The organism is Streptomyces sp. A0958, from assembly GCF_004795035.1.
Taxonomy (GTDB): Bacteria; Actinomycetota; Actinomycetes; order Streptomycetales; family Streptomycetaceae; genus Streptomyces.
Window position 1 is genome coordinate 65152 of the sequence record NZ_SSBK01000017.1, and the last position, 19137, is coordinate 84288.

Genomic DNA, 19137 nt, shown 5'->3' on the forward strand with positions numbered 1-19137 from the left:
GGATCGCCGCACTGGAAGGAGGCGGATCGCCCCGCCGTGTCATGGCAGTCCCGTCAGGGCCACCACATTACTGCGCAGCCGCCGCACCGGCCCAACCCGGCCTGTCACAAGTCCGTGATAGGGAGAGAATCATGACTGATTCCTCTTCCTCCTACCGGGCCTCCGGATCGCGCTACGACTCCATGGAGTACCGGCGCAGCGGACGCAGCGGCCTCAAGCTTCCGGCCGTCTCGCTCGGCCTGTGGCACAACTTCGGCGACGACCGGACGCTCGATTCCCAGCGCGCCATCCTGCGCCGGGCCTTCGACCTCGGCGTGACCCATTTCGACCTGGCCAACAACTACGGCCCGCCGCCCGGCTCCGCCGAGCTGAACTTCGGCAAGCTCTTCCGGCAGGACTTCGCCCCGTACCGCGACGAGCTGCTGATCTCCACCAAGGCGGGGTACGAGATGCACCCCGGCCCGTACGGGGAGTGGGGCTCGCGCAAGTACCTGCTGTCGTCGCTGGACGCCTCGCTGAAGCGGATGGGCCTGGACTACGTCGACATCTTCTACTCGCACCGCTTCGACCCGGACACCCCGCTGGAGGAGACGATGGGGGCGCTGGCCTCCGCCGTGCGCCAGGGCAAGGCGCTCTACGTGGGGGTTTCCTCGTACAACTCCGCGCAGACCGCCGAGGCGGCGCGGCTGCTGCGGGAGATGGGGGTGCCTGCCCTGATCCACCAGCCGTCCTACTCGATGATCAACCGCTGGACCGAGGACGACGGGCTGCTGGACACGCTGGAGGCGGCCGGCATGGGCTGCATCTCCTTCGTGCCGCTGGCCCAGGGGCTGCTGACCGGGAAGTACCTGAACGGCGTACCGGAGGGCTCGCGGGCCACGCAGGGCAAGTCGCTCGACCCGGGTCTGCTGTCGCGGGAGGTGGTGCGCCGGCTGAACGGGCTGAACGACATCGCGCGCCGCCGGGGCCAGTCGCTCGCCCAGCTGGCCCTGAAGTGGGTGCTGCGCGACAGCCGTATGACGTCGGCTCTGATCGGCGCCTCGCGCGTGGAGCAGTTGGAGGAGAACGTCGCGGCGCTGGCGGGTCCGGAGCTGTCGGCCGAGGAGCTGAAGGAGATCGACATCTTCGCCGTGGACACCGAGGGCACCAACATCTGGGCCGGACGGGCCTGAGAACCCCGGCTGCCCGCCGGGCTGAGAACCCCGGGCGCCCACCGGGCACAAAAAAACGGGCCGGTCCGTGGGGGGGGGTACGGACCGGCCCGAGGGGGGGGTTCCACCATAACCCTTCGTAAGTGATGTTGGGTGCCACGGCGCGAAATAATTACTCTCCGAGAGTGAAGCGCTCCGTTCCGGACGCGGGACCGGTACCTTCGCACAGCCTGGACCTGCGCAAACGTCCCGAGGCGCCCATTCGGCGCCGGAAACACTCCCAGGACATCCACAGGATGTCCACATCCCCTTGGTCAGTGGCCGCCCTTCGGCTTCACGCAGCCGGTGCCCTCCATGTAGCGGCCGTGCGCCTCGGCGTTGACGAGTCCGTTGACCATGCCGTCCAGCGAGCCCCGCACGCACAGGGCGCCGAGGGACAGGATGAACGAGGTGCGGTGGGGCCCGAAGGTGCCGGTGGCTATCGCCCCGTCGGCGTATCCGAGCCCGCTGAGCGCCCGGTGGACCGTGGCCTCGGTGGACTTGCGCCCCTCCGCGAGCCCGGCGAGCCCCCGCTTCACCTTCTCCACCTCGGCCTCGCCCTTGGCCCGGTCCGCGTCCGACAGGTCGAAGGTGGACTGGAAGGCGTGGTTCTCGGCGTAGTGGGGGCTGGTGTCGCCGGGGCCCTTCTCGTCGTACGGGCTCGCGGCCGCGGGTGACAGGCTGCCGCCCGGGTCGGCGTTCTGGTCGTGGACCCGCTCCGTGCCGCAGCCCGCGAGGGCCGCACCCAGCAGGAGCGCGGTCGCGCCGGTGAGGAACGGGGAAGTGCGTCTCGTACGTCTCGCTGCGCTCATGGGTACGAGTATGGGACGGGAACCCGCCCGCCGGAGGGGCGAGTTGGCGCGCCTGCCGTCAGGTCGCGGCGGCGGCGCCCCGGTGTCCCCGGGTGAAGCGGATGCCCACGGTGTCGCCGCCGACGACCACGAAGCGGCCGCCCTCGCAGCGGATGACGGCCTCGTGGACCTCGCCGCGCTCGTCCCGGCGCTCGTCGGTGCTCAGCACCGTCCAGCCGCCGTCGGGTGGCTGCGGCAGGGCGGCCAGGGCGGCGTACTCCCACTGGGCGGCGGGGACGCACCAGTCGGGCAGGTGCGGCCAGGTGCCGGCGCCGACGTGCAGGGTGCCGTCGGACGCGCAGGTCAGGAGCACCGACTGGCCGTCGCCCAGGAGGAACGCGACGGCCTCCGGCTCGCCCATGCGGCCCTCGGGCCGGTAGAAGATGCCGAGCACGCCGACGATCCTGGCCCCCCTGAGCCACTCTGCCTTGCCCTGGCGCGGGCCGCGTATGGCGTCCCCGTCGTTACCGGCGTCCATGGCCTGCTCCTTCCCCGAGCGCTCAGCGAACAGAGTGCCATCCTTCGGGCCGGCCAAGGGCGTTGGCCTCACCCCGGTTTGCGGGCCTCGATCAGGAAGCGGGTGGTGTGGGCGACGAACGGCCCCTCGGTCTCCAGCCGGTGGTGCAGCTCGGCCAGGCGGGGCCGGTACTCCTCGACGGTGAAGCCCGGCACCATCCAGATCACCTTGCGCAGGAAGTAGACGACGGCGCCGATGTCGAAGAACTCGGTACGCAGCCGCTCCGCCCGCAGACCGACCACGTCGAGCCCGGCCGCCTCGGCGTCGGCGCGTGCCCGTTCCGGGTCGCGGGCGCCGCGTACCTGCGGGGGCTGCGGTCCGAGGAAGTACTCGACCAGCTCGAAGACGCTGGCCGGCCCCACCTGCTGGGAGAAGTACGTGCCGCCGGGGGCCAGCACCCGGGCGATCTCGTCCCACCAGGTGGTCACCGGATGGCGGCTGACCACCAGGTCGAAGGCCGCGTCGCCGAAGGGCAGCGGCGGCTCGTCCGCGTCCGCGACGACCACGGCCCCGCGCGGGTGCAGCAGCGCGGTGGCGCGGGCGATGTTCGGCGGCCACGACTCGGTGGCGACGGTCAGCGGCGGCAGCTTCGGCACGGAGGCGAGCACCTCGCCGCCGCCCGTCTGGATGTCGAGCGCGGCCCGCGCCCGCCCCATCCGCTCCCCCATCGCCCGCGCGTACCCCCAGGAGGGGCGCGCCTCGGTGGCCCGGCCGTCGAGCCAGGAGAAGTCCCAGCCCGCCACGGAGACGGTGTCGGCCTCGGTGACCAGCGCGTCGAACCGGTCGGCTTCGCCGGGCGGGAGTGCGCTTTCATCGGGTGCGGCGGGCATGCGGTCATCGTCGCAGGGGGCGGCAGACGGGCGCGACCGCATTACCGCCCGCGCGGGCGGGGGCGGAACGGCAACGGCGCCACGGGCACCGCCCGCGCGTGCCGGTGGGGCGGTTACCGCGCCCGTGGCGCGGTTCCGCGCCGGTGGGGCGGTTCCGCGCCGGTGGGGCGGTTCCGCGCCGGTGGGGCGGTTCCGCGCCGGTGGGGCGGTTCCGCGCCGGTGGGGCGGTTCCGCGCCGGTGGGGCGGTTCCGCGCCGGTGGGGCCGTGCCGTGCCGGTGGGGCGTTGCCGCGTGGATGGGGCCGTTGCCGCGCCGGTGGGGCCGTTCCGCGCCGGTGGGGCCGTTCCGCGCCCGTGGGGCCGTTGCCGCGCCCGTGGCGCCGTTGCCGCGCCCGTGGCGCCGTGCCGCGCCGGTGGGGGCCGGGTCACCACCAGAAGACGGGGTACGGCTGCTTGTTGACCCGGTTGCCGACGAGGCCGACCAGCACCAGGATCACCGTGGCCGCGGCGAGCAGGGCGAGGAACGGTACGACCGAGGGCCCGGTGGCGGCCACGATCACGGCCGTCGCGGCGGCCGGCGAGTGGGCGACGCGCAGGAGCATCATGGCTCCGAGCGCGAGGCCGCCCGCGATCCCCGAGGACCAGACGCCCTGCCCCAGGGCGGCGAGGACGACGAACCCGGTCACGGCGGAGACGAGTTGCCCGCCGATCACGCTGCGGGGCTGCCCGAGGGGCGTCCCACTGGCACCGGCGATGAGCGCCATGCTGGCCGCGAGCGGCGGGATGAGGAGTACCTGATCCGTCCATTCGCCGATGGCCACCAGGAGGGTCAGCGCGATCACGCTGCTTGCGGTGGCGACCAGCATCGTCAGCGGCTTGGGCCGGGGCGGCGCCTGTGTCGCGTGCCACGGACGCGTGGGGGCTAGGACCTCTGCCCCGGGCCTGGTCTGCGTCATTGTGTCGGATTCCTTTCACTCACCGAGTGATGCACAAGCGTTGCCTAATGGGCTTCCCATTAGCGCTGACGGTATGAAGATACCCGCAACCGACCGGCTCCGCGGTCGGTTGCGCGGACTACGACCGGAATGACTCAGCCGGTCAGCGATGTCTCACCGGGACGACCGGCACCGCACGGCACGGGAGCCGCGCCTCGACGGTCCTGCGCGGCGTAGACTTCCGCTCGCGAGTCGGCAGCCTCTCCGCTCCGCGCTTCGCGCAACGCCGCAGGTCGCGTGCGTACGGCCAGGGCGGTGCGGCCTCCGGCGCCGGGCATCCGGTGCCGCGTTCCGGGGCCTTCGACCACCAAATCGCCCTTGACCGACACCCGTTCGGCCCGGCTCGGCCCAGGAAGACCCGGTCGAGCCCGTCGAGGCTGAAACCTCCGGGAGGGAGGGTCGGAATGACCACACACGGTAGGGACACTCTCGAAATCCGCCCCCTTGAGCCGCTGGCGGTCGAGTTCACCAGCTCATGGCACTTCGACGCGGGTGTCCTGATCGACGAGGTCAGCACTCCGCAGGGACTGGCGCACTGGGCCGGCACGTACCGTTCGCGCCTCGGCATGGCCGCCGGCACACCGGTGGAGGTCGGGGCCTGCGACGTGACGACCGCGCTGGCCGTCCGGGGAGCCGTGCGCGATCTGCTCGACGCGATGGTTGACCTGTCGGTGCCGCCCCAGTCCTCCCTCGACCTCGTGACCGGGCAGGCACAACGTGTCCAGGAGGCCCGGGTCACCTGGCCCCCGGCCGGCCCGCAGCTCGAATGGCCGGGCCACATGCGGACGATGGACATCATCTCCGCCCAGGTCTGCGCCTCGGCGACCCGGCTGCTGACCTCGCCGCGCCGCGACCTCCTGCGCCGCTGCCCCGCCCCGAGCTGCGTGCTGTTCTTCACCGCCCTGCGCACGGGCCAGCAGTGGTGCAGCCCCGCCTGCGGAAACCGCGCCCGGGTCGCGCGCCACAGCGCCAAGGCGCGCTGACCCCGGTCGCCCGGGGTGCCGGAGGCAGCCGATCAGGCCGCCAGGCCGCCGAACAGGAGACCCAGGAGTGCCCCGGCGATCATGAACGGGCCGAACGGGATGCCCGTCTTGCGCCCGGCGCGCCGCAGCGCGACGAGCACCACCCCGTAGACCGCGCCGAACAGGAAGCCCGCGAAACCTCCGGCGAACACGACGGCCCAGCCGTACCAGCCGAGGGCCACGCCCAGCGAGAGCGCGAGCTTGACGTCGCCGAGGCCCATGCCGCTCGGGTTGACGAGGAAGAGCAGGAAGTAGAACGCGCCCAGGACGAGCCCGCCGAGCAGCGCGGACAGCCAGGAGCCCGCGTGTTCCGGCAGGAGTGCCGCGATGCCCAGGAGCACGGTGGCCGCCCCGGCGGCCGGCAGTGTCAGCGCGTCGGGCAGCCGGTGGACCCGGTGGTCGATGCTCGCGAGGAGCACGGCGACCGGGGCGAGCACCAGCCAGACGGCCAGCTCGGGCCGGGCCCCGGTGGCCCAGGCGAGGGCGGCACAGGCGAGGGCGGAGACGACGGGGGCGAGCAGGTGGGGAGCGTAACGGGGTTTGGTGGCGGGGGGGTTGGCGCGGGGGCCGTCCTCGGGCCATTCGGCGGCAGGCGGGCTGACGCGGGGGCCGTCCTCGGGCCATTCGGCGGCGGGCGGTACGGGGCGGGGCTCGGTGGCCTCCGTGCCCGTCCGTACGGCGGCGGCTGACGCACCCGGGCCCGCCCCCGCACAGCCGGCGCAGCGCGTGGAGCCGAGCCAGGCGCGGGCGGGGCCGGTGAGGGGGTGGCCGGCCGGGCAGACGTCCCGCCAGGGTTCACCGGGCTGGACGGAGAACCGGTAGGCGGCGCGCGGGACCAGCAGTCCGCCCGCGGCTCCCCAGAGGGCGGCGACCCCTATCAGCATGGCGTACACCTCACCGATCCTAATCGCCGTTCCCGCTGGGGCGTTGGGCCCAGCGCGCCGATTCGGCCCCGGCGGCCGCCGGGCACCGCTACGGTCGTCGCCATGGCTCGATGGCGCAATGGCACGGGGACGCTGACGATCACGGACCGGGACGGGGTGACAGAGACCCGGGTACCACTGCGGATCGCGGCCTCCTACCGGCACCGGGCACGCGGGCTGCTCGGCCGGGACGGCATCGACGGGGCGCTGATGATCACGCCGTGCGGGAGCGTGCACTCCTTCCGCATGCGGTTCACGATCGATGTGGCCTATCTGGACCGGAGGTTCAACGTCCTCGCGGTCCACACGATGAGGCCGGGGCGGCTGGGCCTGCCCCGGCTGCGGGGCCGGCATGTGATCGAGGCGGAGGCCGGGGCGATGGCGGCGTGGGGGCTGCGGCCGGGCGTACAGGTGCGGATCACGCAGTCCGGCGAGCGGGCATAGGGCTTCTTGGGCCCAACGCATCTGTCTGGGCCCGGAATCGGGGCCGGGGGCCCGGGCCGGGGCGCGCCCTGCCGCTTTACGCTCGCGCCACACCCGGGTCCTGCGGTACGCGCACCGGGGACGGGCGTCGGGGCGGGGACGGGCGTCGGAGGGGAGAAGCATGAGCGGTGGCAGCGGCTGGGTCGGCAGGAGCGCGGGGCGCGTGCGCCGGGGACGCGGTCCGGTGCGGGCGGGCGGTTCCGGGGAGGGTGTGGACGGGCCGGGGGGCGGGAGGCTGGGGGGCGACGGTTCCGGGGGCGTGTTCTTTCCGCTGGTCCGCAGCTGGGTCGCCGGGACGGTCGTCCATCTGGCCGTGGGCTACCTGGTCTCGCGCGGGCTCGTCGGCGTGCTGGCCACCGACGCGCGGCTCGACGACTTCGCCTGGCGGCTGGGCCTGCTGCACGTGCCCGCCGTCCTCATGACCGTACTGACCGTCCTCGCCGCCGCCCGGGTGCTGCCCGAGGAGCGGCGCGAGTCCAGGACGCTGTACGTGTCGGCCGCCCTGGGCGTCCCGCTGGTCGCCCTCTGCTACGGCTACGCCACTGCGTGGCAGGTCGCCGGGGTCGAGGGCGCCGTGATGCCCGTCGTGGCGGTGGCGACCGGGGCCGTGGTGGGGCTGGGCGTCGACCGGCTGATGGAGGAGGTCGACCCGGGGCCGACGGCCGCCCCGTAGGTCCGGCGGGACGGCGGCGCCACCGCCACGGAGTACCTCGGCGTGATCGCCCTGGCCGCCGCCGCCGTCGTCGTCGCGGCGCTGGTCACGACCGGGGCGGGCCTGGACGCGTTCTTCGCTTCGATCACCGCCGAGTAGGCGCCCTCACCGGTTGGGCACGTCACTGCCGTAGACGACCCACGGCGACTGCTCGAAGGAGTTCACGCCGGACAGCTGCGGCTGGGCGGCGGCCACCTCCGGCAGGACGGCGAGCGTGTCGGGCCAGCAGTCGAAGTACACCGACCCCTTCACGATGAAGCCCTGCCAGTCGGTGGACGCCGACGCGCCCTCCCGGTCGACCACGAAGCCGACGCAGAGCAGCGAGGCCCGGCCGATCGCCTCCCGTATCGCGCGCAGGGCACGCTCCTGGTCGGCGCGGCTAAGCGAGCCGAGCCCGAAGCGCAGCCCCACCGTCCCGTCGTCGCCGCGTCCGATCCGGGCCGGTATCCCGGCCCCGCTGTCCAGCCAGAGCAGGAAGTCGACCCGGTCGAGGCGTTGCAGGCCGGCCAGGAGCACGAGTTGGTCCCTGGTCACCCAGGACTGGGTGCCGGAGGGCTCGGCGCCGGGGCTGAGCAGGGTGATGCGCCGGGTGGCCGGGTGGTCCGCCCGCACCCCCGCCGCCTCCAGGTCTCCGAGCAGGGACTCGGCGTCGGGGCGGCTCCAGCACAGGTGGTACGAGCAGAAGAATCCGTCACTCATCAACACGTCACCTCATGAAGTACGGGCAGCCCTCCGGCCCCGTTCCGCCGCAGACGGCGGCGGTGCGGGTGGCCGGTTCACGAGCGTAGGGCAACCTCTGGTCCGGGGCGTGGGCCCAAGGGCCACGGGCGGGCCCCACATGTCCGATGTGCCTGGCGTGCCCGGCGCCGCCCGTTCGACGCAAATGCCGTGGACAACACCGCACCCGCCCGGACAGGCTGAGCGGTGATGACACGCACCGATTCGCCTCCCGCATGGGACGAGCGCACCCAGCTGACCACCTTCCTCGACTACACCCGCGCCACCGCGCTGGCCAAGTGCGAGGGCCTGACGCAGGAGGACGCTGTCAAGGCGCCGCTGCCCGGCTCGCCCCTGATGACGATCGCGGGGATCGTCAACCATCTGCGCTGGGTCGAGTACTCCTGGTTCGAGGTCGTGTTCCTCGGCGGTGAGGACGAGGGGCCCTGGACCGACGAGGACCCGGACCGCGAAATGCGGATCGCCGTCGACATGCCACTCGCCGACGTGCTGCGGGAGTACGAGGAGCAGAGCGCCCGCTACCGGGAGCTCGTCGCGGCCCACGACCTGGACACCCCGGCCCAGCAGCCGCGCAGGGACGGCCGCCACCCCGATCTGCGCTGGATCATCCTGCACCTCATCGAGGAGACCGCCCGGCACAACGGGCACATCGACATCATCCGGGAGACCGTCGACGGCACGACCGGCGACTGATCAGGCGGCATCGCGCCGGGCCCGGTTCAGCTCGACGTTGAACTGGGCGCCGGCCAGCAGCGCCAGGTTGGTGAGCCACACCCAGACCAGGAACACCACCAGCCCCGCCAGTGAGCCGTACAGCCGGCTGTAGGAGCCGATGTACGTGGCGTACAGCGCGAACCCCGCCGAGGCGACCAACCACAGCAGCGCCGCCAGCACCCCGCCGGGCAGCGCCCGGCGGGCCCCGCGCGCCGGTTCCGGGCCGGTCCGGAAGAGGACCGTGATCAGAGCGGCGACCAGGCAGAGCAGCAGCGGCCACTTCAGCACCGCCCACACCGCGTCCCCCACGTGCGCCAGACCCAGCCGGTGCCCGAGCCAGCGCGCCAGCGGCCCGGTGAGTACGAGGGCGAACGCACTGGTCATCATCAGCAGCAGCAGCCCGATCGCGGACGCGACGATGATGTGCGCCTTGCGCAGGGCGGGCCGGTTGTCCTTCACACCGTGCATCGCGTGCTGCGCCCGCCGGAACACCGCCAGATAGCTGGACGCGGACCACAGCGCGCTGACGGCCCCGGTCCCCACGAGCAGCCAGACGGCGGTGCGCTGCTGGGTGGCGGCCTCCAGCGGCTGGCGCAGCGCGGCGGCGGACTCGGCCGGGGCGAAGGCGGTGATGTCGGCGATCAGCGCGCCGGTGGCGTCGGGGTTGGCCAGACCGATGACGGACACGGTCACCAGGAGCGCGGGGAGCAGGGCGAGGATGGCGTAGTAGGTGAGGGCTGCCGCCCAGTCCGAGATGTCGTCGTTCCAGAGCGAGACGGGCGTCCGCCGCAACGCGAGCGGCCATAGGCGCGCCGGCCCCGAGCGGCGGGTCTCGGGCCGGCCCCTCGCGGGCCGGCCCGCCGCCGGACTCCCGGTCCCGGTCCCGGTCCCGGTCTCGCTTTCGGTCCCGGTCTCGGTCCCGGTCTCGGTCTCGGGGGCTCTCGCCACCGGGCTGTCGGGTTCGGGGCGGCCCATCGCCGGACCGGCGGCCTCGGGCAGGGCTCTCGCGGGGTGGTCGGCTTCCGAGGCGGCGGGGCCCGGGGGCTCGGACGGGTGGCGGTGGGACGGGGCCCCGGCGGCGGGGCCGCTGGACTTGCTGGACATGGTGGCGGCTCCGGGGCGTAGGAGGAGGGCGCGGCGGGGGCGGTGCGGTGCGCGCCCCCTGCCTCTCCTCTTCTGCTCGGCTTCCCACCCGGTACACCGGATTCGTCGCACGGGCAGCCGTTGTCGGAGCCGGGTCGTACGCTCCCCTCATGAGCGTCTCCCTCTACTACACCGCGCACCGCGCGACCCCGCTGACCGGGACCGAGTCGGCCGCCGTCGCACGCGTCGTCGTCGCGCACCGGACGTCGTTCCCGTACGAGGACGAGGAAAGCCTGTACGTGTACGACCCAGAGGCGACGAAGCCGGAGCGCATCCTCGACGGCTCCACCAAGCTGCCCTTCGATCCCGGCCGCACGATGCCGGTGATCGTCCATGTGCTGGACTCCGTGACGGAGTTGCGCCGCGCCCTGCCCGGCGCCGACTGGCACGTCCACATGGACGATCTCGACATCCCGTGGGACGAGGCCGAGGGGTATGCCCTTCCCGGGATGCGCGACGCGGACCTGGCGACGGAGTTCGCGTCAGCGGCCGGGGGCGCCGTGGAGGAGCCGCCGGACGGCGGACCGGTCAGCTCGGCGCGATGAGGACGGGCTCCCCGGACGCCATGAGGGTGTACGCGATGCCCGGATCGGCGTTCACCGCGTCAACCCATCCGTTGTAGAAGGCCGTCCCCGCTTCCGCGCTCCCGCCCGAGCGCACTTCGTACGCGGCAGCCACCCACTGGCTGGAGCAGACCAGGACGAACTCCTGGGCGGTGTTGTCACGCAGGACGGCGGCGGCCCTTTTGGACCAGCGCGGGCTGTTCTCGGCGAGGTTCTCACGGACGAAGGCTCTGAGGTCCTTCTGGCACGTCCGGTACTTCTTGAAGACCCGGTCGGTGAACTGGGCCTGGACGAACTGCGAGCTGAACGGAGCCGGCACCCACATCCAGCTCCACCCCGGGCCGGAATACCCGCACTCGGACTCGGTGTAGCCATGGTTGGAGATCGCGAGCGACGAGATGCCTCGTTGCGGAGCGTCCAGTCTGAGCATGATGCCCCCTCGGTGTCAGCATCCGTGAACCTCGGGCGCATCACTCTACGAGTGCCCTGTACGCGCAACAAGGGCGCACGACGGCTGCCCCAACGCGGCACCCTGACCGAGGCCTTGAAACCTCTGCGATACGTCCGAGCGCGACCACATCGACATCCGTGTCATCCCGGTCGGCCGAGGCGCGTTCCCCGGCGCCGGTCACGCCTCTCTCCACGCCCACGGCGCCGTTCCTCAGCTCGACACCGTCCAGCTGGACTCCGCGCACGGTCCGGAATTCATGCATGCTCAAGGGCGGTTGACCAAGTGCCGCGCCCATCTGGACTGGCTGGAGGCCGCCTCACTCGACCCCGCTGGTTCACGGGACTTCATCCACGCCGTCTCGGACCGATCGTCGTGAGGACGTTCAGCATGTCAGCGATCGACTGGGAAGGTGCCTTCTGCGGAGAGGGAAACAACTGCTTTCGCCTGGGCACAGACGCCGAAGGAAACAGCTGCATCGCGGTCGCCGGTGACGAAGCGCACGTCCTCACCGACAGCCGCGAAGCGCTCGCGCAGATGATCCGGGACATCAAGGCCGGCAAGACCGACCACCTCCTTCAGCAGCCCGACAAAAGGCTTGCAGACGCTCGGGTGCCCCCCTACCGTCGTGGGCATGGGTTCCCTGTGACAGTCCCCGTGCGCCTGCGTTGAGCTTCGCTCCGCAGGCGCGCCTTCTCCTGCGCATCCGCGCGAACACGCCTCCGCACCCCCGTGCACGCCTCCGCGTGCACCGGCGGGCTCCGGCGTGCGCGGATGCGCCCCGACCACCGCGTGCCGATCGGCCCGGGCCGAGAACAGGGGGCTCCATGCACACCGCACAGCTATCTCTTCAGAACGTCACCCGCCGCTACGACGACCACGTCGTGCTGGACGACGTCACCTTCAGCGTCAGGCCCGGTGAGAAGGCGGGCGTCATCGGCGACAACGGGGCCGGGAAGTCCACCCTGCTGCGCCTCGTCGCCGGGCAGGACCGGCCCGACAACGGTGAGCTGACCGTGGTCGCGCCGGGCGGTGTCGGCTATCTCGCCCAGTCGTCGGCCCTGCTGCCCGGGGCCACCGTCCAGGACGCGGTGGACGCGGCGCTCGCCGACCTGCGCGCTCTGGAAGCGCGGATGCGCAGGGCCGAGGTCCGGCTCGCGGGCCTGACCGGCGCCGAGCTGCCCACCGCGCTGGAGGAGTACGCCGGGCTGGTCGCCCGGTACGAGGCGCGGGCCGGTTACGAGGCCGATGCGCGGGTGGACATCGCCCTGCACGGGCTCGGCCTGCCGGGTCTGGACCGGGGCCGGGTCCTGGCCACGCTGTCGGGCGGCGAGCGGTCGCGGCTGGCGCTGGCCGCGACGCTGGCCTCCCAGCCGGAGTTGCTCCTGCTGGACGAGCCGACCAACGACCTGGACGACCGGGCGGTCGCCTGGCTGGAGGCCCATCTGCGGGCGCATCGCGGCACGGTTCTCGCGGTCACCCACGACCGGGTGTTCCTGGAGCGCGTGACCACCACGATCCTGGAGGTCGGCGAGGGCCGGGTCACCCGGTACGGGGACGGCTACGAGGGCTACCTCGCCGCCAAGGCCGCCGACCGGCGGCGCCGACTGCGGGAGTACGCGGACTGGTGCGCGGAGCTGGCCCGCAACCGCGAGCTGGCCGCCTCCAACGTGGCCCGCCTGGACGCGATCCCGCGCAAGGTGCCGCTCAGTGTGTTCGGGCACGGCGGGTTCCGGGCGCGGGGCCGGGGCCACGGGGCGATGGTCCGCATCCGCAACGCGAAGGAGCGCGTCGAACGGCTCACGGAGCGCCCCGTCGCGCCGCCGCCCGATCCGCTGGTGTTCGCCGCCCGGGTGACCACCGCGGAGGCCGCCGCGCCACGGGTCGTCGCGGAGGTGGACGGCGTACGGGTCGGCGGTCGGCTTTCCGTGCCGGCGCTGCGGATCGGCGGCATGGAACGGCTGCTGGTCACGGGGCCCAACGGGGCCGGCAAGTCGACGCTGATGCGGGTGCTCGCCGGTGAGCTGCGGCCCGATGCGGGGACCGTGCACACGCGGGGCCGGGTCGGGCACCTGCGCCAGGAGGAGACGCCGTGGCCGCCCGGCCTGTCGCTCCCGGAGGCGTACGCCCACGGGCGCGGCGGGGACCTCGACGAGCACACCGACCGGCTGCTGGCCCTCGGCCTGTTCCGCCCCGCCGACCTGCGCCTGAAGGTGGGCGAGCTGTCCTACGGTCAGCGCCGCCGGATCGAACTGGCCCGCCTGGTCGGCGAACCCGTCGACCTGCTGCTGCTCGACGAGCCGACCAACCATCTCTCCCCGGCGCTGGTGGAGGAGCTGGAAGGCGCCCTGGCCGGCTTCCGGGGCGCGGTGGTCGTGGTCACCCACGACCGCCGGCTCCGCGACCGCTTCAACGGCAGGCGGCTGGAAATCGCCGACGGACGAGCGGTGGGGAGGCAGAGGCCGCGTGAGGCCGCGTGAGGCCGCGTGAGTATGGCTGGTAAGCCAATGGCTGGATGGCTGAAAAGCGCCCCATCCAAGCGGTACTGAGGCGGGTCCATACAGGAACACCAGCTGATTCGGTTCCGCACCGCGTCTGTCCCGCTGGTACACACTCGTAAAAGACCCCTGGGGGGGCTTTGTCCTCAGTGAAAACCGGCCGTTCCGGTCTCGCGCGCCCGAAGCGCGCGAGCCGGATAGCGGCCTGCACCGCACTCGTTCTCTCCGCCGGCATGCTGCTGGCGGCTCCGGCCTCGGCCGACGAAGCGAAGGGCGCCGACGCCCCGAAGGCCGTCGGCTCGACGCCGCGCCTGGACATCTCCGGCGACGGCAAGAGCGACATCCTCTACCAGAGCCGAGAGGGCTATCTGTACCAAGGGGTGGGCACGGGGGTACCGGACTACCCCTTCCTGTTCAACGACCCCAACGACCGGACCGTGTACAAGGACATCATCGCTCCGGGCGATCTGCAGGGCGACGGCAATCCCGAGATCCTCACCCTGACTGCGTCCGGCACGCTCACGCTGCACCCGTGCGTGGGGCCGGACAGGGTGGGGGGCCGTCCCACCTGGTCCGGAAAGGGCTGGCAGAAGTACAACAAGGTCGTCGCGCCGGGCGACCTGACCGGTGACGGTCACAACGACCTGATCGCGCGCACGCCCTCCGGCGACGTCTTTCTCTACGTCTCCACCGGGCGCATCGACGGCGAGCCCTTCGAACCTGCCGTAAAGGTCGCCTCCGGCTGGGAGGCGTACGACCAGATCGTCGGCCTGAACGACGCCACCGACGACGGGATCGGCGATGTCGTCACCCGGACCCCCGAAGGTGATCTGTACTTCCACGCAGGCACCGGGGACCCGTCGAAGCCCTTCAAGGCACCGTCCGAGATCGGCTACGGGTTCGACACCTACAACCAGCTCGTGGGCGTCGACGACATCAACGGGGACGGCCGCGGCGACCTCATGGGCCGCAAGGTGAACGGCGACACGTACATCTACCGGTCCACCGGCTACGGCCGCTTCCGGGCGAGGGTCCCCGGTACCTTCGGGTGGCAGAAGGCGGCCATGTTCGTCGGGGCGGGCGGCAACCCGGACTTCGGCAAGCGCAGCGTCATGGGGGTCACCCCCGACGGCTCCGGATGGTGGTACGACTCCAAGAACAACGGCGAGTTCCATGCCCGCGAGAGCCGAAACGCCTTCGACGAGGGGTGGGTGCGGGTCGCCTCCTCCCTCGGCGACGACGGGCGGGCCGACAATCTCTGGGTGCGCAACGGCCGTCTGTACATCGCGGGCCACCGGATCGGCGACGGCTGGGACGTCTACGACGACCTCATCGGCCCCGGCGACCTGAGCGGTGACGGCGCGGGCGACATCCTCGCGCGTGACGCCAAGGGCGACCTGTTCCTGTACCAGGGGAACGGCCTCGGCACCGCGCTCGCGGCGAAGGCCAAGGTGGGCTACGGCTACGACACGTACCGTCACATCATCGGCGCCGGGGACCTCACGGGTGACGGCCGGGCCGACGTGGTGGCCGTCGCCAAGGACGGGACGCTGTACCTGTACGAGGGCACGGGCAAGGCGTCCGCGCCGCTGAAGGCACGCGTGAAGATCGGCTACGGCTTCGACATCTACAGCAAGTTCGCCGCAGTCGGCGACCTCAACGGCGACGGCAAGGCCGACCTGATCGGGGTCAACGGCTACGGCGACCTGTACAGGTACACGTCCACCGGGACGGGCAAGCTCAACAAGCGCGTACGGATCGGCTACGGCTTCAACACCTACAAGGCCCTGTACTGATCCCCGCGCGGCGGCGGCCGGGCGCCGCCGCCGCACGGTACCGGTCAGCTCTGTGCGCCGCTCTCCCCGCGCTGGAAGGAGACCTCCACGCGCCGGTTCTTCCTGCGGCCCTGCTCGTCGTCGTTGCTCGCAATCGGGTAGTCCTCGCCGTAGCCCCGGATCTCGAACGTGATCCCGCTGCCGCTCAGCGCCTCGTCCAGCACGTTGTGCACGGCTTCGGCGCGCTTCTTGGAGAGCATGTCACCGTGCTCGGACGAACCCAGGTTGTCGGTGAACCCGAACACGCGGACCTTCGAGGCGTCCTGCTTCTTGATCTCCTCGGCGATGGCGTTGATCCGCCCGTTGGCCTCGGCGCTGAGCTTGGCGCTGTCCTTGCCGAAGAGGACTTCGGCCTGGAGGGCGAACTTGATGTCCGCGTTGGTGTCCTCACGACGCTCCTCGCCGCCTAGGTCCTCGATGACGGACTTGATGTCGAGGACTTTGGGCGGGGCGAGGGTGGCGCCTTCGGGGAGTTTGAGGTCGGTGTCGTTCGGATCGATGTCGACCGGGGGTTCAGCGGAGGCGGAGGGGTAGGGGCTGTCGTCGGCGAAGGCCTGCGGGGCCATACCGAAGGCCAATGCCGCCGTAAGCACCATTACTGATACCCGTGCCGACGCTCGCAGGCTGCCACTCATCTCGCTGCTCATCACGAGATTGCAATCGTCGCGTTGGCAAAGCCGGGGAACTGCAGTCCGACTTCATTGGTGGACAGATCGGGAGCGGGGAACTGGGCGAAGAACGTGAGAGCGGAACCTGCCTCGATACTGGGGTCGAAGCCGCTCGTAGTAAGCGGTCGGTTGTCCGTGTCACGAAGCACGTAGTAGCGCTTCTTCGCCTTCGAATCCACCAGCGTCATCCCCGCGAGCGACCGGTCGGTGGACGCCACAGCCTCCTCCTCGCCGCTCCACTGGATCGGCGTGGTGTAGTCCTCGTTTCCGGTGTTCTTGATCTGGCCGTTCACGGTGAGGAATCCACCTGAATCGCGCGTGGCTGAATTGATGACCATTTCGATCCCGGAGTCCCCCTTGACGGTTGCCAGAACCGTGCTCGTTTCCGAGGTTCCACCGGACTTGCTCTTCGACTTTTCGGCACCCGGCGACGCTGCGGAGCTCGATGAACCCTTGTCCTTGGCACCGCCGTCGTTATCGCCATCGCACGCGGCCGCAGAGAAGGCCAACGTCGCCACCAAGAGCGCGGTAGCACCGGTTCGGCGCACGTTCCTCACGTACCGAGTAGTCATCGATCCCTATCCTTTGCGGTCAGTCTCAGTCAGTCTTCGGCCAGGCGTACGGAGAAGAGGTCGGCCACGCCGGGCATGAGCGCGAGATCCTCCGGGTCGAGCGACCAGTCCGGGCCGCCGTCACAGCGAACCTTGCCGATCGACGCGGCTGCCGCGTCCGGATCTGCGTCCTGGTCGCTGCCCGGATCGCTGTCCGGGTCCGGGATGAACCTGCAGCGGGGTTCGACAACGGCCACGGCCTCGGCTTCGGCCTGCTTGCCCTCGGTCCCCGGAATGAGATCCGTGCTCATGCCCTTGTCCGACTTCAGGCTGACCTCGTAGCCCCATCTGCCGTCGGACAGTTGCCGACACCGGACGACACGTGCCTTGTTCAGGGCGGCGAACGCCGAGGCCTTCCCACAGGCGTTGCCGGGGCCCCCGGGGAAGGGCGCATTGAACACGTATTCGAAGTAGTCGGGGTCGGTGAGGTGTGCCTTCAGATCCGATTCGAGCAGGCTGCGCGATTCCTTGGCCGCAGCCAGGGCGGCGGCGTCGGCCGCACTCTGGGCGCCATTTCGCTGGATATCGGCTTCGCCGAACGTGAAGAAGATCAACGCAAGGAAGAGCAGGCCCGCCACCGCTGCGATGTACAGCGGTGCGGCCTGCCCAGAATCCTCGCAGGCGCCCGAACTCACTTGTTGAGGACAGAGTTGATCTTCTTCGTGAACTTGTTGGCGATGGTGACACCCATACTGGTTCTGAGCAGAGCAATCACAATCGCCACCACCAGAATCGTGATGCCGACGTACTCGATCGCCCCCTGCCCCCGGTCCCTGCGGCGCTTCATGTGGTCGACCGTGGTGTTCACCCAGTGGTGCACATGAGTCTGCGTGCTCACTGCCGCCTTGAGCGCGATGTCCTTCATGACGATGTCCCCCTCCGAGTTCGACCGACCGGGAATCGGTCGACGCTGATCCGTGAGTCCGCGTGGCTCCGACATGAGCAACGTACGTCCGTACAACACCGCTCATCATGGGCCTCTGGGTCCAACTCCGTGCCCGATCACGCAGTTGGGGCTCGGGAGGCGTACCGCTTTCAGCCATGGCGCACCGTTCCCCCGGACGGCCCGCGGTGCCATAAGGCGATGGCCTCGCCGCGGCTGCCGACATTCAGTTCGGTGAAGATCCGGTTGATGTGGTTCTTCACGGTCTTCTGACTGATGAAACAGGTGGCGGCGATCTGCTGATTGGACATGCCCGACGCGATCAGGTCCATCACCTCCACCTCCCTCTCGCTCAGCTCCGACAACACGCTCCGGGGAGCCGGAGCAGTGGACCTCGACGATGAATGTCCCACAAATGGCCCTGCGCGCGAAGAGTTTCGCGGGGACGGGCCGTCACTGTGTGGTCCCGCAGTGCGACGGGCCGCCCCTGCGGACGCCGCCCCCAGCCCGCCCGGCAGCGGGTGCCCCGCATCCCCGGCGCGCCACGTTCCGCGGGGGCTCCAACAACGCACTGGGCGCCGCGACGGCGCCCCTGTACGCGTCAACTACCGAAGATCTCGCCGATGTTGACGTTCGCCGCGTAGTAGAAGCCGACGACGATCAGGATCATGGTTCCCGGGAGCATGAAGCTGGTGACGATGAGCGTGGCCTTGGGGACGGCCTTGGACGCCTTGCGGCGGGCGTTCTGGGCGTCGGTGCGGCGCATGTCGTTGGCGATCTGGATCAGGGTGTCGACGATGGGGGCGCCCAGCTCCTCGCCCTGCTGGAGGGCGGAGACGAACATGGAGACCTGTTCGGACTCGTTGCGCTTGCGGAGCTGGTCGAAGGCGTCGCGCCTGCTGACGCCCATGTCCATCTGGCGCAGGGTGATCCGCAGCTCGTCGGACCACGGCCCGACGTACTTGTCCGCCACCCGCTCCAGGGCCTGGCGGAAGCCGAGGCCGGCGGAGACGACGACCGCGAGGACGTCGAGGAAGTCGGGCAGGGTGCGGTCGATGTCGTCCTTGCGCCGGCTGATGGCGGCGCGGATGATCACGTCCGTCCAGAAGAAGCCGTAGACGAGCAGGATGATGGCCAGGACGACCTGCCCGTTCATCAGCATGGCCAGGGCCGCCAGGATGCCGAGGCCGCCGTAGACGGCGCGCCGGGCCGCGTAACGGTCGACGGTCAGTCCTCGTGGGTTGCCCGCCATGTCCAGCTTGCGCCGGATCTTGTCGACGCGTCTGGGGCCCATCATCGACAGGACCCGGGGGGCGTACGGCATGCCCAGCCGGTCGATCGCCGAGCCGGCCGCGCTGGTGCGGCTGGCGCCGACCTCCAGGGCGATGGCCAGGTCACCGGGGAGCTTGGCCTCGGCGCGGTACATGCGGATGCCCTGGAAGACGCCGAGTACGGCGAGTGCCAGTACGGCCGCGAGCAGTAGTTCCATCTCTGTCTCCTCGTCCCTTCCGGCC

The 19137-nt window shown here is 71.2% G+C and carries 21 protein-coding genes and 3 pseudogenes; 10 read left to right on the forward strand and 14 right to left on the reverse strand.

Features of this window, described 5'->3' with window-relative positions; all coding sequences use genetic code 11:
- Positions 1–131 precede the first annotated feature (131 nt).
- Complete coding sequence (mgrA, locus tag E6P78_RS18450; RefSeq protein WP_136204700.1) at positions 132–1172, forward strand: L-glyceraldehyde 3-phosphate reductase; 1041 nt, start codon at positions 132–134, stop codon at positions 1170–1172.
- Positions 1173–1465: 293 nt separating this feature from the next.
- Here mgrA and E6P78_RS18455 read toward each other — a convergent pair whose 3' ends face one another.
- From E6P78_RS18455 to E6P78_RS18470, 4 genes are all read right to left on the reverse strand, one after another.
- Positions 1466–2002 carry a hypothetical protein gene (locus E6P78_RS18455; RefSeq protein ID WP_240799263.1) on the reverse strand — a complete coding sequence of 179 codons (537 nt, stop codon included), beginning with the start codon at positions 2000–2002 and terminating at the stop codon, positions 1466–1468.
- A 58-nt stretch (positions 2003–2060) separates the two neighbouring features.
- Positions 2061–2519 carry a hypothetical protein gene (locus tag E6P78_RS18460; RefSeq protein WP_136204701.1) on the reverse strand — a complete coding sequence of 153 codons (459 nt, stop codon included), beginning with the start codon at positions 2517–2519 and terminating at the stop codon, positions 2061–2063.
- Positions 2520–2587: 68 nt separating this feature from the next.
- On the reverse strand, positions 2588–3388 hold the full coding sequence (locus E6P78_RS18465) for a class I SAM-dependent methyltransferase (RefSeq protein WP_136204702.1): 801 nt from the start codon (positions 3386–3388) through the stop codon (positions 2588–2590).
- A 424-nt stretch (positions 3389–3812) separates the two neighbouring features.
- Positions 3813–4343, reverse strand: coding sequence for an HPP family protein (locus E6P78_RS18470; protein ID WP_136204703.1), 531 nt, complete (start codon positions 4341–4343; stop codon positions 3813–3815).
- Between the two features lie 443 nt (positions 4344–4786).
- Here E6P78_RS18470 and E6P78_RS18480 point away from each other — a divergent pair, with 443 nt between their 5' ends.
- Positions 4787–5365, forward strand: coding sequence for an ABATE domain-containing protein (locus E6P78_RS18480; protein WP_136204704.1), 579 nt, complete (start codon positions 4787–4789; stop codon positions 5363–5365).
- Between the two features lie 32 nt (positions 5366–5397).
- On the opposite strand, the gene E6P78_RS18485 is transcribed toward E6P78_RS18480, so the two are convergent.
- Positions 5398–6297, reverse strand: coding sequence for an A24 family peptidase (locus E6P78_RS18485; RefSeq protein ID WP_136204705.1), 900 nt, complete (start codon positions 6295–6297; stop codon positions 5398–5400).
- 93 nt (positions 6298–6390) lie between these two features.
- Here E6P78_RS18485 and E6P78_RS18490 point away from each other — a divergent pair, with 93 nt between their 5' ends.
- Both E6P78_RS18490 and E6P78_RS18495 read left to right on the forward strand, forming a co-directional pair.
- Positions 6391–6771 (forward strand): DUF192 domain-containing protein, encoded by a 381-nt coding sequence (locus E6P78_RS18490; RefSeq protein WP_206307838.1) that lies wholly within the window; start codon positions 6391–6393, stop codon positions 6769–6771.
- Between the two features lie 298 nt (positions 6772–7069).
- A complete protein-coding gene (locus E6P78_RS18495; RefSeq protein WP_136204706.1) occupies positions 7070–7483 on the forward strand; it encodes a hypothetical protein in 414 nt (137 codons plus the stop codon).
- A 144-nt stretch (positions 7484–7627) separates the two neighbouring features.
- Here the strand turns inward: E6P78_RS18495 and E6P78_RS18500 are convergent, their stop codons facing one another.
- On the reverse strand, positions 7628–8221 hold the full coding sequence (locus E6P78_RS18500; RefSeq protein ID WP_136204707.1) for a hypothetical protein: 594 nt from the start codon (positions 8219–8221) through the stop codon (positions 7628–7630).
- Positions 8222–8449: 228 nt separating this feature from the next.
- On the opposite strand from E6P78_RS18500, the gene E6P78_RS18505 reads away from it, so the two are divergent.
- Positions 8450–8953, forward strand: a complete 504-nt coding sequence (locus tag E6P78_RS18505) for a DinB family protein (RefSeq protein ID WP_136204708.1) — start codon at positions 8450–8452, stop codon at positions 8951–8953.
- Here the strand turns inward: E6P78_RS18505 and E6P78_RS18510 are convergent, their stop codons facing one another.
- Positions 8954–10078, reverse strand: a complete 1125-nt coding sequence (locus E6P78_RS18510; RefSeq protein ID WP_240799264.1) for a YhjD/YihY/BrkB family envelope integrity protein — start codon at positions 10076–10078, stop codon at positions 8954–8956.
- A gap of 149 nt (positions 10079–10227) precedes the next feature.
- Between E6P78_RS18510 and E6P78_RS18515 the strand changes: the two genes are divergently transcribed.
- Entirely contained in the window at positions 10228–10662 is a 435-nt protein-coding gene (locus E6P78_RS18515; RefSeq protein ID WP_136204709.1) for a hypothetical protein, read from the forward strand.
- On the opposite strand, the gene E6P78_RS18520 is transcribed toward E6P78_RS18515, so the two are convergent.
- The gene (locus E6P78_RS18520) at positions 10646–11110 is read right to left on the reverse strand and encodes a hypothetical protein (protein ID WP_136204710.1); all 465 of its coding nucleotides are present in this window, start codon (positions 11108–11110) and stop codon (positions 10646–10648) included. The two genes, E6P78_RS18515 and E6P78_RS18520, sit on opposite strands and share 17 nt — an antisense overlap.
- A gap of 133 nt (positions 11111–11243) precedes the next feature.
- On the opposite strand from E6P78_RS18520, the pseudogene E6P78_RS33465 reads away from it, so the two are divergent.
- The 4 genes and pseudogenes from E6P78_RS33465 to E6P78_RS18540 all read left to right on the forward strand — a co-directional run.
- Positions 11244–11507: pseudogene (locus tag E6P78_RS33465) on the forward strand (Scr1 family TA system antitoxin-like transcriptional regulator); the annotation flags it as partial.
- 11 nt (positions 11508–11518) lie between these two features.
- Positions 11519–11707, forward strand: a pseudogene (locus E6P78_RS33470) (hypothetical protein); the annotation flags it as partial.
- Positions 11708–11955: 248 nt separating this feature from the next.
- Entirely contained in the window at positions 11956–13608 is a 1653-nt protein-coding gene (locus tag E6P78_RS18535; RefSeq protein WP_136204711.1) for a TlrC/CarA/OleB/SrmB family ABC-F type ribosomal protection protein, read from the forward strand.
- Positions 13609–13859: 251 nt separating this feature from the next.
- Complete coding sequence (locus E6P78_RS18540) at positions 13860–15422, forward strand: VCBS repeat-containing protein (protein ID WP_240799265.1); 1563 nt, start codon at positions 13860–13862, stop codon at positions 15420–15422.
- A 44-nt stretch (positions 15423–15466) separates the two neighbouring features.
- Here the strand turns inward: E6P78_RS18540 and E6P78_RS18545 are convergent, their stop codons facing one another.
- From E6P78_RS18545 to E6P78_RS18570, 6 genes and pseudogenes are all read right to left on the reverse strand, one after another.
- On the reverse strand, positions 15467–16027 hold the full coding sequence (locus tag E6P78_RS18545) for an OmpA family protein (protein ID WP_240799266.1): 561 nt from the start codon (positions 16025–16027) through the stop codon (positions 15467–15469).
- 80 nt (positions 16028–16107) lie between these two features.
- On the reverse strand, positions 16108–16701 hold the full coding sequence (locus E6P78_RS18550; RefSeq protein ID WP_206307839.1) for a hypothetical protein: 594 nt from the start codon (positions 16699–16701) through the stop codon (positions 16108–16110).
- 29 nt (positions 16702–16730) lie between these two features.
- Positions 16731–17375: a pilus assembly protein TadG-related protein gene (locus E6P78_RS18555; protein WP_136204714.1), complete on the reverse strand. Its 645-nt coding sequence runs from the start codon at positions 17373–17375 to the stop codon at positions 16731–16733.
- Complete coding sequence (locus tag E6P78_RS18560) at positions 17372–17605, reverse strand: hypothetical protein (protein WP_136204715.1); 234 nt, start codon at positions 17603–17605, stop codon at positions 17372–17374. Before E6P78_RS18560 ends, E6P78_RS18555 begins: the two co-directional genes overlap by 4 nt.
- A gap of 170 nt (positions 17606–17775) precedes the next feature.
- Positions 17776–18063: pseudogene (locus tag E6P78_RS18565) on the reverse strand (helix-turn-helix transcriptional regulator); the annotation flags it as partial.
- Between the two features lie 161 nt (positions 18064–18224).
- The gene (locus tag E6P78_RS18570) at positions 18225–19112 is read right to left on the reverse strand and encodes a DUF5936 domain-containing protein (RefSeq protein WP_136204716.1); all 888 of its coding nucleotides are present in this window, start codon (positions 19110–19112) and stop codon (positions 18225–18227) included.
- Positions 19113–19137: the final 25 nt, after the last annotated feature.

Coding starts and splice junctions, on each gene's coding strand:
- E6P78_RS18570 (WP_136204716.1), bottom strand. CDS start 19,112: ATGGAACTACTGCTCGCGGCCGTACTGGCACTCGCCGTACTCGGCGTC.
- mgrA (WP_136204700.1), top strand. CDS start 132: ATGACTGATTCCTCTTCCTCCTACCGGGCCTCCGGATCGCGCTACGAC.
- E6P78_RS18515 (WP_136204709.1), top strand. CDS start 10,228: ATGAGCGTCTCCCTCTACTACACCGCGCACCGCGCGACCCCGCTGACC.
- E6P78_RS18560 (WP_136204715.1), bottom strand. CDS start 17,605: ATGAAGGACATCGCGCTCAAGGCGGCAGTGAGCACGCAGACTCATGTG.
- E6P78_RS18455 (WP_240799263.1), bottom strand. CDS start 2,002: ATGAGCGCAGCGAGACGTACGAGACGCACTTCCCCGTTCCTCACCGGC.
- E6P78_RS18510 (WP_240799264.1), bottom strand. CDS start 10,078: ATGTCCAGCAAGTCCAGCGGCCCCGCCGCCGGGGCCCCGTCCCACCGC.
- E6P78_RS18545 (WP_240799266.1), bottom strand. CDS start 16,027: ATGGCCCCGCAGGCCTTCGCCGACGACAGCCCCTACCCCTCCGCCTCC.
- E6P78_RS18465 (WP_136204702.1), bottom strand. CDS start 3,388: ATGCCCGCCGCACCCGATGAAAGCGCACTCCCGCCCGGCGAAGCCGAC.
- E6P78_RS18550 (WP_206307839.1), bottom strand. CDS start 16,701: ATGACTACTCGGTACGTGAGGAACGTGCGCCGAACCGGTGCTACCGCG.
- E6P78_RS18505 (WP_136204708.1), top strand. CDS start 8,450: ATGACACGCACCGATTCGCCTCCCGCATGGGACGAGCGCACCCAGCTG.
- E6P78_RS18540 (WP_240799265.1), top strand. CDS start 13,860: ATGCTGCTGGCGGCTCCGGCCTCGGCCGACGAAGCGAAGGGCGCCGAC.
- E6P78_RS18520 (WP_136204710.1), bottom strand. CDS start 11,110: ATGCTCAGACTGGACGCTCCGCAACGAGGCATCTCGTCGCTCGCGATC.
- E6P78_RS18500 (WP_136204707.1), bottom strand. CDS start 8,221: ATGAGTGACGGATTCTTCTGCTCGTACCACCTGTGCTGGAGCCGCCCC.
- E6P78_RS18490 (WP_206307838.1), top strand. CDS start 6,391: ATGGCTCGATGGCGCAATGGCACGGGGACGCTGACGATCACGGACCGG.
- E6P78_RS18535 (WP_136204711.1), top strand. CDS start 11,956: ATGCACACCGCACAGCTATCTCTTCAGAACGTCACCCGCCGCTACGAC.
- E6P78_RS18480 (WP_136204704.1), top strand. CDS start 4,787: ATGACCACACACGGTAGGGACACTCTCGAAATCCGCCCCCTTGAGCCG.
- E6P78_RS18470 (WP_136204703.1), bottom strand. CDS start 4,343: ATGACGCAGACCAGGCCCGGGGCAGAGGTCCTAGCCCCCACGCGTCCG.
- E6P78_RS18460 (WP_136204701.1), bottom strand. CDS start 2,519: ATGGACGCCGGTAACGACGGGGACGCCATACGCGGCCCGCGCCAGGGC.